Origin of the sequence: Stenotrophomonas sp. SMYL11 (genome assembly GCF_036320005.1) — a bacterium.
GTDB lineage: Bacteria > Pseudomonadota > Gammaproteobacteria > Xanthomonadales > Xanthomonadaceae > Stenotrophomonas > Stenotrophomonas maltophilia_A.
The window spans coordinates 87,335-100,936 of record NZ_JAWIRS010000006.1 but is presented as its reverse complement, the minus strand read 5'-3'; the positions used below and the strand labels follow the sequence as shown (position 1 = coordinate 100,936).

Below are 13,602 nucleotides of genomic sequence, written 5' to 3'. Positions count from 1 at the left end.
TCGATTCCGTAGGACAACCCCGTGCAGCAGATCCCCAACTTGGTCCCAGGTGCCTTGGACATCCCGACGGCCACCAAGCTCAACGACCCGGCCGCGCAGCCGCACCGCCCGCGCATCCTGATCCTGTACGGGTCGCTGCGACCTCAGTCGTTCAGTCGCAAGCTGGCGCTGGAGGCGCAGCGGCTGCTGGAACAGCTCGGGGCGGAAACCCGCCTGTTCGATCCACATGAGCTGCCGATGCTTGACTCGGTGCCAGCGACCCACCCAAAGGTGCAGGAGCTGCGCCAGGCCTCGCTGTGGTCGGAGGGACACGTGTGGGTCAGCCCGGAACGCCATGGCACCCTTACCGCGGTATTCAAGAACCAGATCGACTGGCTGCCACTGGAAGAGGGCAGCGTGCGCCCCACCCAAGGCCGCACGCTGGCCGTGATGCAGGTCTGCGGCGGTTCGCAGTCGTTCAACGTCGTCAACGCGCTGCGTGTGCTCGGCCGGTGGATGCGGATGGTGACGATCCCCAACCAGTCCTCGGTCGCCAAGGCCTGGCAGGAGTTCGACGACGAAGGTCGAATGAAACCCTCGGCGTACTACGATCGCGTGGTGGACGTCATGGAGGAACTGGTCAAGTTCACCCTGCTGGTACGTGGGCGCACCGACTACCTGGTGGACCGTTACAGCGAGCGCAAGGGGGCCATCGAGGCGGCGGCGCTGGCGGCCGCTGCAGGGGTGGTGGAAACTGTTTTGAACGAGGAGGAAAGTGCGTGAACGCGGTCATCTACCACAACCCCAAGTGCGGCACCTCGCGCAACACCCTGGCGATGATCCGCTTCGCCGGGATCGAGCCGGAAGTGATCGACTACCTGGCCCACCCGCCCAGCCGCGCGCGCCTGGGCGACCTCATCAGGGCCGCGGGCTTGAGCGTGCGCGACGCCCTCCGGCAGAAGGGCACTCCTTATGACGAGCTGGCACTGGGCGATGCGGCACTGAGCGACGACGCGCTGCTTGATGCCATGCTGGCGCACCCAATACTCATCAATCGTCCTTTCGTGCAAACCGATAATGGCACGCGCCTGTGCCGCCCTTCCGAACTGGTGCTGGATATCCTGCCGAAGCTTCCCGGACCATTCCGGAAGGAAGATGGAGAGTTGGTGGCCGAGCACAGGGGAAGCCCGGCGACCTAGTCTGGGTGCTGGGCCGGGCTGGCCGCCTTTGAGAACAACCGGAGATCCTGCCCCATGCCAACGCTCCATCCCGCAAAAAGCGAAAGTGCGTGGCGTGTCTTCCTGGTGTTCCTACGACTGGGACTGACCTCGTTCGGCGGCCCGATCGCCCATCTGAGCTACTTCCGCCTCGAGTTTGTCGAGCGCCGCCGGTGGCTGACGGACCGTAGCTACTCGGATCTGGTGGCCTTGTGCCAGTTACTGCCAGGCCCAGCCAGCAGCCAGGTTGGGATGGCGCTGGGCTTGGCTCGCGCCGGCTGGCTTGGCCTGCTGGCCGCCTGGGCAGGTTTTACCCTGCCATCGGCCGTACTGATGATCCTGTTCGGATTTGGCGTTGCTCGATACCAAGGCATCCTCGAATCCGGTTGGCTGCATGGCCTGAAGATCGTTGCAGTTGCCGTGGTGGCGCAGGCTGTATGGGGAATGGCCCGGACCCTATGCCCGGACCGCCTGCGGGCAGGGATGGCGCTTGTCGCCGCCGTATTGACGCTAGCACTGCCCTCGGTCTTCGGCCAGATGGTGGTGATCATCTGCAGCGGCCTGCTCGGTCGCTGGGCGCTGAAAATCGAGCCTGCCCAGGGCCAGTTAGCTTGCAGCTATCCCGTCTCGCGAAGAACGGGCTCGGTAGCGCTGATGCTGTTGGTGCTGCCGCTTGTTCTGCTGCCTGTGTGGGTGGTGGCTAGTGGCTCCCCGTTGGCTGTGCTGTTGGAGGGGACGTACCGTGCTGGTGCCTTGGTCTTTGGCGGCGGCCATGTCGTACTGCCGTTGCTGCAGACCGCGGTTGTCCAAAGCGGCACGGTGACCACTGCGGATCTGCTCGCTGGGTACGGTGCGGCGCAGGCGGTGCCAGGCCCTCTCTTCACTTTCGCGGCGTACTTGGGAGCCCTGGCCAAGGGGCCGCTGGGTGGCTGGCTTGGAGGCCTTGTGCTGTTGGCAGTCATTTTCCTGCCAGCCTTTCTTGTGCTCGTGGGGGCGCTGCCGTTCTGGGAGGCCCTGCGCCACCGAAAGGGTTTGCAAGCTTCGATTGCTGGCGTCAACACCGGGGTGGTCGGGATTCTGCTGGCTGCGTTGTACAACCCGGTGTGGACGAGTGCGATCCATGACCGATGGGATGCCGCGATGGCGCTGGTTGCGTTCGGGCTACTGGCCCTCGCGCGTACACCGCCGATCTTGGTTGTGTTGCTGGCTGCCATGACGACCTGGGCCCTGCCACGGTAACGCCGCCAGGTCAATCAGGCGCGCCTCTGCAGCACAACATAACGTCTGCTTCTGGCCAGCAGCGGTCATTCACAATCCCTCGGTCAAGTCGAGTCGCAGGACGCGAACGTGACAGGCCCTAGCTAGAGATGTTATCTCGCGCGACTATTCTCTCGACCAGTGTATTGATCGCCGCCTCCATGGCGTGGGCAGTCTTGTCGCCGCTCTGGTTGGTGATGACGAAAATGCCAAGGTCATACTTCGGCATGATGTAGATATAGCACTGCGAGCGGGGCACACCACCATGATGGGCATAGTAGGTGCCCTTCAAGTGGTCGCCGCCGACGATGTTCCAGAAATAGCCGATGCTGAACTCGGAATCGAATTCGACAAGAGTACGGTGTGATTCCGTCACGACGGGCCCACCGGCCAGCTGGAACTTGAGGAACTTCACCATTTCCGGAACGGTCGCCTTTACGTTCCCCGATGCTCCCCAAGGCAACTCCGGCATGGGCGAGGTCGGTACCGCGTTGTCACTGTGGTAGCCGACCGCAAGCCGGGGCGCCTCAGCATCGCCCAGCCTGATTCTGAGGTCCGCCATTGCCGCGGAATCGCGGAAGAATTCGCGTAACAGCGACTCATAGTCGCTCTTGTAAACCGTCTCCAGAATATGCGCCGCCAGTTGGGTTCCAGCACTGGAGTAGGCGTAATCCTTTCCGGGCACCTGGTGAATCTCGACGGCATGCAGGTCCCTGAAGAAATCCGCCTTGCCATAGCCGGCGTAAATGGCATTGAGTTCACGAGGCGTACGCTGATCGGTGAAGTCCGCGAGCACCGTGTTCGCGCGTTCCGGCAACATGTTCGGAAGACCGCTCGTATGCGACAGCAGGTGACGGATGCGGATGGGGTCGCCCTTGTACTGCAGGTTCGGATAATTGCCGTGCAGATACTCCCGGACATCGTCGTCCAGCCCCAGCCTGCGCTCCAGGACGGCATTGGCCATCAGGGTCCCTGCCATGGTCTTGCTCAACGAACCGATTTCGTAGAGGGTCGCGTCGGTCGGAGGGCTCAGCCTGCCGGCTTCCATGTTGCCGCGATGACGGATGAATTCCTGGCCCCGATATACGACTGCGATCGAGGTTGAGTGGAGCAATGGCTGCTGTATCAGTGTTGCGGCCACCTCATCGAGGTCCGCCCCGAGATCCTTTGCCGGCACATGCTCGCCCTTGCAGCCGGCAGCCAAGAACACGACGGACAATACGAAGTAGTTGAGCCACCGCCCGTTTCGAACAATCCTCGAAATCGCTTGCATGCGTCTGTGCTTGAAGGGTTGTGGCAAGAACTCTCAAGATAGCCGAACACCGAGGGCCGCACACCTGTCCCTGTTCTCGCGGCGGCCGCCCCTGGCGCCAGCCAGAAGGTGTGCGTGTGGACGTCCGCTTCGTGTCGAAAGCACACGTCGTCCCGGAGCTTCGTCGGCATCAATGGGTGGAGTCGTTCGTCCGCGACTGGTAGAACTCGCCGATGCGTCGAACAAACCGCTGCGGGTTCGCACCGGCAAGATTGGTCAGCACGATCACGGCCAAGTCTTCGTCCGGGTAGACGACGAATGCCGCGCGGGCACCGCCAATGCCTGCGACCTGGCGCGGGCGATCAGCCTTCAACACCGGCCAGCCTAAGGCCCAATCGCTTTTCGCCCCGCTGTTCAGTGGCTCTTGCTGCCACATGCGCTGGACATGTGCATCATCGATCAACTGGTCCTGCGACAGCGCAATGATCCAGCGCGACAGCTCTTCGGCCGTCGTCTGGATTCCGCCACCCGCCCACAGGCTGTAGGGCATTTCATAAATCCAATGCGACAGGCGCTCACCGTCGTCCGGTGCCAGCGAGCCCCGCGGCGACACGCTGTAGATCGTGGCGGCTCCGGCAACCAGGTCATAGCTGTCACCGAACGTGGTGGAGGGCATGCCCGCCACATCGAACTGTCGCTGCGTCACGAATCGCTCGTACGGTTGCCCGCTCAACTTGACGATGATCCGCGACAGCAGGCCGTAGTTGGTCTGGTTGTACGAAAACTGTTCGCCTGGCGATACCTCCAGAGGCCGAGCCTCGACCGCGCTCCATGCCTCCGGCTCCGTCGCACCGCCAAAGGCCCCCTGCGAGTCGATGATCTCCGGAAGGCCTGATGTATGCCCCAGCAGCTGCCGGATCCGCACCCCACGCCAGGTCGCGGGCACATCGTCCAAATAGCGTGACAAGGGGGCGTCCAGGTCCACCCGCCCGTCCTGGACCAGTTGCATCATGGCTACGCCGGTGAACGACTTGGTGGCCGAGTTGATCGGAAACAGCGTCTTGCCGGTAACAGGCACCCGGTTCTCGACATTGGCGAACCCGTAGTTCTCCAGCAGCACTACTTTCCCATATTGCACCACTGCCAACTGGAGGCCCGGAATCCGGTGCTCCTGCATGGCCTGCTGGATGAAGGCCCTGGCCTTGCTGTTGGCTGCCTTAAGAGAACCGGCCGCAAGCGCCTGGGCTGGAAGCCATGCCGACAGGGCAACGGTCAGCAAGGCGGTGCGCAAGAGTGCAGGCAGCATAGATTTCCCTGGGCCAGGTCGTCTGGAAAATGGATTGGCGAGTGCCGACGGAACCGATGCCGGCCGGCAACCTTAGGCCCAGGCACCCGGGCACGACAGTGCAAAGAGTCATGCTCACAATAAGGTGGAGCGCCTGCTGTTCGCCCGCTGTCACATCAACTGCGACTAGCTGAAATCTTTGATCGCCTACCTGGCAGGGCATTCCGCGCACCAGCATCCTGTTCGATCTGATGACTAATGATTCTCAGGACTTGCTGCGGTACCGGTGTGCGGCTACCTCGCTATCACTACTTGATCAGGAAGTCATTCAGTGATTTTCCGCTTGCTACCAGCTCGGCTATCCATCGCGGTTGCCGCCCTCGACCGGACCACGTCTGGCCGCGCACTGCAGGATTGCGGTACTTGGGAGCGATCTTGGGCACTGTCGATTTGGCAGGCCTCCGATCACCTCGCTTCTTGGCGGTTTCGGAGGGCACGATCACTGAAGCGCCGTAGAGTTCCTCTATCGTGTATCCATGATCCTTGACGTACTTGTTGATCTTGGCGCGCATCGCTGTGGCCTTAGGGCGTGACAGCACTTTGGACTGCTGCTTCTCCGCCTGAGCAATCAGTGAGCGAAGTTCCTTGGCAGAAAGGCCGCTGATATCAATAGTCATGAATTCTTCCCCGATGTCGAGGCCCTAGCCTATTCTCAAATGACATTGCGTGTCACTCCATGTCCACTATGAGTCGCTCAATCTCAGGATCGACTACTAAAAAGTTTATCGTGTTAGCTACTCTCTCACTGCACATGATTTTCACGTGGCATATGGACCTGAGGACTAAAGACGCGCAGTGAGTGATTGCTGTGGTGTCGCCAAGAGTTCTTTGAGATCGCCAGTTTGAGGCATTGGATGAATCGACGTTAGACTCAAGCGCTTTCCGTAGCAGATCAGGGAGGCAAGGCGCATAACCGTGAGATCAATTCCCTTCATTGTCGCTGCCGCGTTGGCGGGAACTTCGCTGGCTGCAGATGCTTCTGAGGATAACCTCCATAGAGATCCTTACTTTGATCCAGGAGGCGCCGTCAGGTTCAACTATGGCTGGCTCGACTACGGGCCGACCAGCCGCCTGCAGCTTGAACTGCTGCGTGCAGACCTTGACGCTGGAACCGGACCGTTTTCCTTCTCTGCCCAATACCGCTGGTACGATGGCTTCGACGCCGTGCATCACGCCTACGCGGGCTGGCAGTTCTCCGATGCTACCCAGCTCAAGGCAGGTATCCAGCAAGTCCCGTTCGGGCTGCTCCCCACCGTTTCGCAGAGTTTCTGGTTCGGCTCCGGCTACTACCTGGGCATCGAGGATGATTACGATCCGGGCCTTGTGGTGATTCACCGCAGCGGCAGCACAACTTGGCATCTTGGCTGGTTCTCCGGAGACGAATACGGGTCCGGGGCTCGCTACGATCGCTACTCCTTTGATGTCGCGCAGACCGAGGCGTTGCCGTATCGCGAGCGGCAACGACTGCATGCACGCGTGGAGAGCGCGCGCGACTGGGGCGGCGGCGAACTGTTGCTGGGCGCATCAGCGTTTGCTGGCAAGGTGCAGAACACTCAGACACGGCGTCACTACGGTCATCAGGGCGCGGCCCTCCACGCACAGTGGCAGCGCGATGGTTGGACCGCGCAGTTGCAGTGGGCGCGGTACCGGTATGCCGTGCCCGGAGATCGCATCGCAATGTCGGCGTTCCAATCCCCCTTCCAGGTTGCAGCGCAGGCGGATGTGCCAAGCGCCAACATCGCCTATTCGTTCGGCCAGAAGGGCTGGCTGGATGACATCACCTGCTATAACAACCTCAGCATGACCCGCCCGGTCGGGCACCGCGCGGGCCTTCGTGATTCGTGGCAGAACGTGACCGGTTGCAGCCTGCAGAAAGGCATCATGCTCACCTATGTCGACTGGATCGCTGGCCGCAACATGTGGTTTGCTGGTGGTGATGGTATCGGCATCGACGAAGGAGGCCCTTCCAGCTGGCATTCGCGGCTGAACCTCAATATCGGCTTCTACTTCTGATCGGCCTCGCGCAAGCCGCAGGTTTTTCCACCCAATAACACGGAGGTATCCATGCAGAGCACGGCTCCGCAACATCCCCCCGTTCGCCAGCGGATCCTTCCGCAGGTGTTCATTCCCACGGCAGCCATCGTCATCGCGCTGCTGGCGCTTGCCGCCTTCGCGCCCGAAATGGCCACGCGGTGGTTCACCGCGGCCAAGTCATGGGCCGCCAATGATGCAGGTTGGTTCACCATCCTTGCAGTAGCCGGCTTCCTGGTCTTCGTCGTCGGCGTCGCCATCAGCAGTTACGGCCGCATCAAGCTCGGCCCTGACCACAGTACGCCGGACTACAGCTACGGCTCCTGGTTCGCAATGTTGTTCGCTGCCGGCATGGGCATCGGTCTGATGTTCTTCGGCGTTGCCGAGCCCATCATGCACTACGCCACGCCGCCGGTTGGTTCGCCTGAGTCCGCCGCCGCTGCCCGCCAGGCAATGCGCATCACCTTCTTCCACTGGGGCATCCACGCATGGGCGATCTACGCGGTGGTAGCGCTGTCGCTGGCGTACTTTGCGTACCGACACAATCTCCCGCTGCGTGTCCGCTCCGCGCTGTATCCGCTCATCGGCGACCGTATCCACGGCCCGTTGGGACATGCCGTAGACACGTTTGCCGCGCTGGGTACCATCTTCGGCCTCGCCACCTCGCTGGGGCTGGGCGTCATGCAGATCAACGCCGGCCTGAACTACCTGTTCGGCCTGGAGGTCAGTACGCTCGCCCAGGTTGGCTTGATCACCGTCATCACACTGGTGGCCACCGGATCGGTCGTGGCTGGCCTGGACAGCGGCGTACGCAGGTTGTCCGAGCTCAACATGATCCTGGCGGCGGCGCTGCTGGCCTTCGTGCTGGTCTGTGGACCCACCGTGCACCTGATGCAGGCACTGGTGCAGAACACCGGCATGTACGTTTCCCAGCTGTTCTCGATGACCTTCAACCTTTATGCCTACGAACCCACGGGTTGGCTGGGTGGCTGGACGCTGTTCTACTGGGGCTGGTGGATTGCGTGGTCGCCCTTCGTTGGCATGTTCATCGCGCGCATCTCACGTGGACGCACCGTCCGTGAGTTCGTGGTGGGGGTGCTGCTCGTACCGCTTGGCTTCACATTCCTGTGGATGACCATCTACGGCAACACCGCGTTGCACATGGTGCGGGCGGAGGGAATCCAGCAGTTGGTGCAGGCGGTCTCAACCGACAGCTCGATGGCGCTCTTCGAGTTCCTGGAGCACCTGCCGCTGACCATGCTGACCTCTTCGCTGGCGGTCATCCTGGTTGCGCTGTTCTTCGTAACCTCAGCGGACTCCGGTGCCCTGGTAATCGACATGCTCACCTCGAAGGGTGAGGAGGAATCACCGGTCTGGCAGCGAATCTTCTGGGCGCTGCTGGTCGGCGGCCTGGCGATTGCCCTGCTGGTGGCCGGCGGGCTGGAATCGTTGCAGGCAGCCACCATTGCCAGCGCGTTGCCATTTACGATCGTCATGATCCTGATGTGCTGGGGACTGCTGAAGGCCATGCATCTGGATGCCACCAAGCGCTCGATCCTGCGGGAGGCACGTATCCTGCCGGGCACCAGCGAGGATTGGCGGGCGCGCCTGCGCCTGCTGGCGCACAACCCGTTGAAGATCGAGGTGACCGGCTTCATCGAGCAGCGCGTCATTCCTGCATTGGAAGAGGTTGCTGCTGAGCTTCGCAAGCAGGATCTGCCGGTCCAGGTCTCCAAGGGAGAGGATGGTCGTGCGTGGCTACAGGTTGGCCATGGCGAGGAGATGGACTTCTTCTACTCCGTACGGCCCCAGCCCTATGAGCCGCCGACGTTCGCCCTGCAGGATCCCCGTCGGCCGGTCAGCGAGGGCACCCGTCATTACCGTGCGGAGGTCTATCTGCGGGAGGGCGGGCAGGACTACGACGTCATGGGGTGGACCAAGGTTCAGCTCATCCACGATGTGCTCGATCAATACGAACGCCACCGTCAGTTCCTGGACAAGGTGCGCTCGTAGAATCCGTACACAGATGCCGCCCGGAGGGGCGGCATCTGCCTTGGGCCGGGCATGACCCTGCCTTTGACGTGGCCTCGGCACCCGACCGTGCTATTGATGGTCGAACTGCCCAGGAAGTAGCCCATGCTCACCCGACTGAGGCTCGCAGCCAGCAAAGTTACCAAGCGGATGTGGTTCCGTTCGACCCTGTATGGCGCCCTGGGCATCATCACGGCGTTGGCCGGCGCGTTCCTGAAGTTCCTCATTCCCGTTGGCCTTGCCGCACGGATCGGCGCAGATTCCGTCGGCAACATCCTTGGCATACTTGCCGCGTCAATGCTGACGGTCACCACCTTCTCGCTGTCCACCATGGTCTCGGCATACGGCTCCGCATCCAGCAGCGCCACCCCGCGCGCGGCCCGCCTGCTGATCGAAGACGCCCGGGCCCAAGGTGCGCTGGCCACCTTCATTGGTGCCTTCCTGTTCTCGATCGTGGGCCTCATCGCGCTCAGCACCGGCATCTACGGGGACAGCGGCCGGCTTGTGCTGTTCGGGGCAACCATCGCGGTCATCATTGTCATCACAGTGACGTTGCTCAGGGCTATCGAGCAGTTCTCACGCTTTGGCCGCGTTGGCGAAACCATCGATCTGGTGGAGCGGGCGACCAAAGCGGCAATGAAGCGCCGCGCCGCGGAGCCTCGGCTCGGCGGAGCCAGTGCTGTCCCGGTAGGGGAGGGGGCGGTACTGCTGGTTGGCGATCAGGTTGCCTACGTTGAACATGTGGACGTCGCCCGGATCGACGGCATTGCACAGGAACATGATCTGCGCGTTCATCTGCTCTGCCAGCCGGGTACGTTCGCAACTCCGGCCCGTCCCTTGATAGCCATCGAGGGAAATCCACTTCCGGACGTGCAGAGTGAAGTGATCTCAGCCATTTCCTTCAGTGACGCGCGCTCCATTGAGAATGACCCACGGTTCGGACTGGTCGTGCTTGCGGAAATTGCCCAGCGAGCCATGTCACCTGCGGTGAACGACCCTGGGACCTGCATCGACGTCATCGGGACATGTGTCAGGCTGCTCTGTGCATGGTCCAGCCACGCAGGGGACGCTGCGACAGGCGAGGTGCTGTATCCGCGCGTGCACGTGCAGTGTCTCGACGTACGCGACATGTTTGAGGACGCGTTCACTCCGATTGCCAGGGATGCCGCCGCGTCCCTGGAGGTCAGTATCCGGCTGCAGAAGGCCTTCGCAGCGTTGGCAGGGTCCTCGAATGAAGCGACAAGAGTCGCATCACAGGCGCATGCCCGCATCGCGTTGGAGCGCGGCCTATTGGCCATGGATTTCGAAGCTGATCGCGAGGCGCTTCGAGCCGTCGCATCTTATTTGACTCTGGAAGATGTGGACCGCCGTTCGTAGTATCTTCCTATCAAAGCCCTTGAAGCGCTGCGCTGGCTATCAGTGCTCGACTGTGGTCTGGAGCACATCCGGTCAGCTCACCTTCCACAGCATGTATGCGGCAGTAATGAAGATCAGTACTGCAAATACCGTGTTCAGAGCTCCACGATAGTTGGCCAGCTTCGTCGAAGTTGCTGCACCTGCAATACCGCCAGCCACGCCGGCAACGACGAAAACTGCCGCGAGCTTCCAGTTGACCAGACCTGTACGCGCGTAGTTCAGTGCGGTGGTCATGCCAAATGCGGCGACGGCGACGAGCGAGCTTCCGACTGCGGCGATCATCGGCATGCCCGTCGCGGCCACCAGTGCGGGCACGATGAGAAAGCCTCCGCCAATGCCAAAGAAGCCAGAAAGCCCGCCGGCGGTGGCGCCCAGCCCAATCAGCGCGGGCGCGTTGCCTCTGCCGAGCCGCGCGTCCGTGAGTCCAGGCGTGTTGCGCCTGCGAAGCATGGCGATGCCGACAACGATCATAGCCACAGCAAACAGCGCCAACAGGCTCCTGCCGTCGAACGCCTTGCCCAAGCTGGAACCCAGGTATGCGCCCGCGATCCCCGCCAGAGCGAAGACCGAGGCACAAGGCCAGCGAACGTTCCCTCTACGGGCATGTATCACCAGATTCGACACCGCATTGACCGCTACTGCCAGGGCGCTGGTGCCGATAGCCACATGCGGATCTCCCACTCCGACCACGTAGAGCATCAGTGGTACCGCCAGGATGGATCCGCCCCCACCGACCACGCCCAGGACGAAGCCGACCAGGACGCCAGACAGGCCGCCCAGAACCAACTGCAGCAGAGATAGCGCTTCCATATGTCAGTCGCCGGACGCCGGGCCTTGCTGCAGCCGTGTTGCGATGGAAGAAAGGTCATAGCCTGCATCCGAAGCAACAGACAGAACGTGGTCAAACGCCGCTCCATTGTGAACGACTTCCGACAGCGCCCAAAGCATCGCAGCACGGGTGCCGGTTCTGCAGTACGCGGCAACAGGGCTTGGCAGCGCTTCGATCAACCTGGCAAAGGTATGCACCTGATCATCGGTAATGACGCCAGGCAGCGCAGGAAGATAGGCAAACTGCATGCCCGCCTGGTGGCAGGCGGCCTGCAGCGCATGGTGACTGGGCTGCTCCGGCTGTTCATCGTCGGGGCGGTTGCAGATCACGCTCGCAAAGCCCTGCTCCTTCAGGGCTTCAATGTCCTTTGGCAGGAGCTGGCCGGACACCTTGAGGCTGGCGGAGAGTGGCTTGAGGTTCATGGTTTTCCCGTAGTTGCAGTGGGGCGGTGAATGTGGCCATGCAGGAGCACGCCAGCGATCATTGCCGTGGCGAAGATGATCGCGAAGGGCTGGCCGGTTCCCAGCAACGCGATGGCTGGGCCGGGACATAGTCCGGCCAGACCCCAACCCAGGCCGAATATCGCCGCACCGATCACCAGGCGCCGATCGATGATGCGATGGGTGGGAATGTGCAGCGATACGGCAAGCAGCGGCGTTCTGCGGGCGCGTATCCACAGGTAGGCTGCGCCGGAAGGGATCAGTGCGCCCAGCATGACCAGCGCCAGGGAGGGGTCCCAGGCGTCGCTCACATCAAGGAAAGCAAGCACGCGGGCTGGGTTGGCCATACCGGATACGACCAGTCCCAGTCCGAAGAGTGCGCCGCACAGGAACGCGGCGAGACGGATCATGCCGTGCCCCCCGCCACAATCCGTACCAGGGTCGCCGTGGCCATGCCCACGAGCATGAACACGCAGGTCGCCACCACTGACCGCGGCGACGCCCGGCCCAGGCCGCAGACACCGTGTCCACTGGTACAGCCCGCCCCAAGGCGAGTTCCGTAACCCACCAGCAGTCCGGCAATCACCAATACCACTGCTCCGTTTGCGGAGAGCGCCGGCAATAGTATGGGCCTGGCCGCCAATGCCAAGCCTGACGCCAGGGCAAGTCCCGCCAGGAATAGGGCTGCGCTCCCGCGTCCGCCGTCACCCGGCATGCCCAGTGTCTTGGCAAGTAGACCCGAGATGCCGGCAACGCGGCCGAGAAGGACCAGATAGGCACCGGCCGCTGTTCCAATCATGGCACCGCCAGCGAGTGGCCAGTACCAAGCCAAATGAGAGAGCGTCATAGCAGGTCCACCGGCAGCTTGAGGTAGCGCACGCCGTTGTCCTCGGGTTCGGGCAGATGGCCGGCGCACATGTTGACCTGCACTGAAGGCAGGATCAGTCGCGGCATCGGGAGCGTCGCGTCACGGGCTTCCCGCATTTCCACGAACATGGCTTCGGTCACGCCCTCGTGCACATGCAGGTTGGTTGTCCTTTCGGCACGGATGGTTGTTTCCCATACGAAATGGTTTCGACCGGTGGCCTTGTAGTCATGGCACAAGAAGACGCGGGTGGCGTCGGGCAGGGACAGAAGGCGCTGGATCGAGCGATACAACTGGCGAGCCGAGCCACCTGGAAAGTCGCATCGGGCGGTGCCGTAGTCCGGCATGAACAGCGTGTCTCCAGGAAATACGGCGTCGCCGATCACGTACGCCAGACAAGCGGGAGTATGGCCTGGCACGTGCAGCGACATCGCCTGCAGATTACCGATGCGGAAGGAGGCACCGTCAGCGAACAGGTGATCGAATTGGCTGCCATCACGCTTGAACGCAGTACCGGCATTGAAGACCTTGCCGAAGGTTTCCTGGACAGTGGTGATGCGCTCGCCGATGGCCAGCGTACCTCCCACCTGGCCCCGCAGCCATGGTGCTGCTGAGAGGTGGTCGGCATGCGCGTGGGTTTCCAGCAACCATTGCACCTGTAGGCGCTCGGCCCGCACGTAGTCCACCAACGCCGATGCGGAGGCAGTGGAGGTGCGGGCTGCGGCCATGTCGAAGTCAAGGACGCTGTCGATGATGGCGCACGCTGAAGAAGATGGATCGCGTACGACGTGACTGGCAGTGAAAGTGGCAGGATCGAAGAAGGTCTTTACATGAGGCGAGGGGAGCAGGCCGGCACGCGCATCGTTGACGACGCGGACAGCCTGCTCCAAGGGGGCGTCTACCGCTACGGATTGGTTCACGACTGGCTCCGGGGGGGATT

General features: G+C 62.2%; 14 protein-coding genes. 6 read left to right on the top strand and 8 right to left on the bottom strand.

Annotated features, from left to right (window positions below; all coding sequences use genetic code 11):
- Positions 1–21 precede the first annotated feature (21 nt).
- From arsH to chrA, 3 genes are read left to right on the top strand one after another with little or no spacing between them, the layout of a single operon-like run.
- The gene (gene arsH, locus V3B46_RS11240; RefSeq protein WP_024957945.1) at positions 22–762 is read left to right on the top strand and encodes an arsenical resistance protein ArsH; all 741 of its coding nucleotides are present in this window, start codon (positions 22–24) and stop codon (positions 760–762) included.
- The gene (arsC, locus tag V3B46_RS11235) at positions 759–1,178 is read left to right on the top strand and encodes an arsenate reductase (glutaredoxin) (protein WP_049468421.1); all 420 of its coding nucleotides are present in this window, start codon (positions 759–761) and stop codon (positions 1,176–1,178) included. Before arsH ends, arsC begins: the two co-directional genes overlap by 4 nt.
- 54 nt (positions 1,179–1,232) lie before the next feature.
- Positions 1,233–2,435, top strand: coding sequence for a chromate efflux transporter (gene chrA, locus V3B46_RS11230; RefSeq protein ID WP_049453256.1), 1,203 nt, complete (start codon positions 1,233–1,235; stop codon positions 2,433–2,435).
- Positions 2,436–2,553: 118 nt separating this feature from the next.
- Here chrA and V3B46_RS11225 read toward each other — a convergent pair whose 3' ends face one another.
- From V3B46_RS11225 to V3B46_RS11215, 3 genes are all read right to left on the bottom strand, one after another.
- On the bottom strand, positions 2,554–3,726 hold the full coding sequence (locus V3B46_RS11225; RefSeq protein ID WP_049453258.1) for a serine hydrolase domain-containing protein: 1,173 nt from the start codon (positions 3,724–3,726) through the stop codon (positions 2,554–2,556).
- 169 nt (positions 3,727–3,895) lie between these two features.
- Positions 3,896–5,011 (bottom strand): serine hydrolase domain-containing protein, encoded by a 1,116-nt coding sequence (locus V3B46_RS11220; protein WP_049453260.1) that lies wholly within the window; start codon positions 5,009–5,011, stop codon positions 3,896–3,898.
- A 287-nt stretch (positions 5,012–5,298) separates the two neighbouring features.
- Positions 5,299–5,667 (bottom strand): H-NS histone family protein, encoded by a 369-nt coding sequence (locus V3B46_RS11215; protein WP_049461414.1) that lies wholly within the window; start codon positions 5,665–5,667, stop codon positions 5,299–5,301.
- Positions 5,668–5,965: 298 nt separating this feature from the next.
- On the opposite strand from V3B46_RS11215, the gene V3B46_RS11210 reads away from it, so the two are divergent.
- The 3 genes from V3B46_RS11210 (at position 5,966) to V3B46_RS11200 (ending at position 10,489) form a co-directional block, all read left to right on the top strand.
- A complete protein-coding gene (locus V3B46_RS11210; protein WP_049453262.1) occupies positions 5,966–7,063 on the top strand; it encodes a hypothetical protein in 1,098 nt (365 codons plus the stop codon).
- 51 nt (positions 7,064–7,114) lie between these two features.
- Entirely contained in the window at positions 7,115–9,094 is a 1,980-nt protein-coding gene (locus tag V3B46_RS11205; RefSeq protein ID WP_049468424.1) for a BCCT family transporter, read from the top strand.
- 123 nt (positions 9,095–9,217) lie between these two features.
- Positions 9,218–10,489 (top strand): DUF2254 domain-containing protein, encoded by a 1,272-nt coding sequence (locus V3B46_RS11200; RefSeq protein ID WP_049453264.1) that lies wholly within the window; start codon positions 9,218–9,220, stop codon positions 10,487–10,489.
- A 72-nt stretch (positions 10,490–10,561) separates the two neighbouring features.
- Here V3B46_RS11200 and V3B46_RS11195 read toward each other — a convergent pair whose 3' ends face one another.
- Genes V3B46_RS11195 through V3B46_RS11175 form a run of 5 tightly spaced genes read right to left on the bottom strand, consistent with a single transcriptional unit; the run spans position 10,562 to position 13,510 of the window.
- Positions 10,562–11,323 carry a sulfite exporter TauE/SafE family protein gene (locus V3B46_RS11195; protein WP_080353444.1) on the bottom strand — a complete coding sequence of 254 codons (762 nt, stop codon included), beginning with the start codon at positions 11,321–11,323 and terminating at the stop codon, positions 10,562–10,564.
- Positions 11,324–11,341: 18 nt separating this feature from the next.
- Complete coding sequence (locus V3B46_RS11190) at positions 11,342–11,779, bottom strand: protein tyrosine phosphatase family protein (RefSeq protein ID WP_049453266.1); 438 nt, start codon at positions 11,777–11,779, stop codon at positions 11,342–11,344.
- Complete coding sequence (locus tag V3B46_RS11185; protein WP_049453268.1) at positions 11,776–12,207, bottom strand: YeeE/YedE family protein; 432 nt, start codon at positions 12,205–12,207, stop codon at positions 11,776–11,778. Before V3B46_RS11185 ends, V3B46_RS11190 begins: the two co-directional genes overlap by 4 nt.
- The gene (locus V3B46_RS11180) at positions 12,204–12,644 is read right to left on the bottom strand and encodes a YeeE/YedE family protein (protein ID WP_049453270.1); all 441 of its coding nucleotides are present in this window, start codon (positions 12,642–12,644) and stop codon (positions 12,204–12,206) included. Before V3B46_RS11180 ends, V3B46_RS11185 begins: the two co-directional genes overlap by 4 nt.
- Positions 12,641–13,510: an MBL fold metallo-hydrolase gene (locus V3B46_RS11175; RefSeq protein WP_197574817.1), complete on the bottom strand. Its 870-nt coding sequence runs from the start codon at positions 13,508–13,510 to the stop codon at positions 12,641–12,643. Before V3B46_RS11175 ends, V3B46_RS11180 begins: the two co-directional genes overlap by 4 nt.
- Positions 13,511–13,602 lie beyond the last annotated feature (92 nt).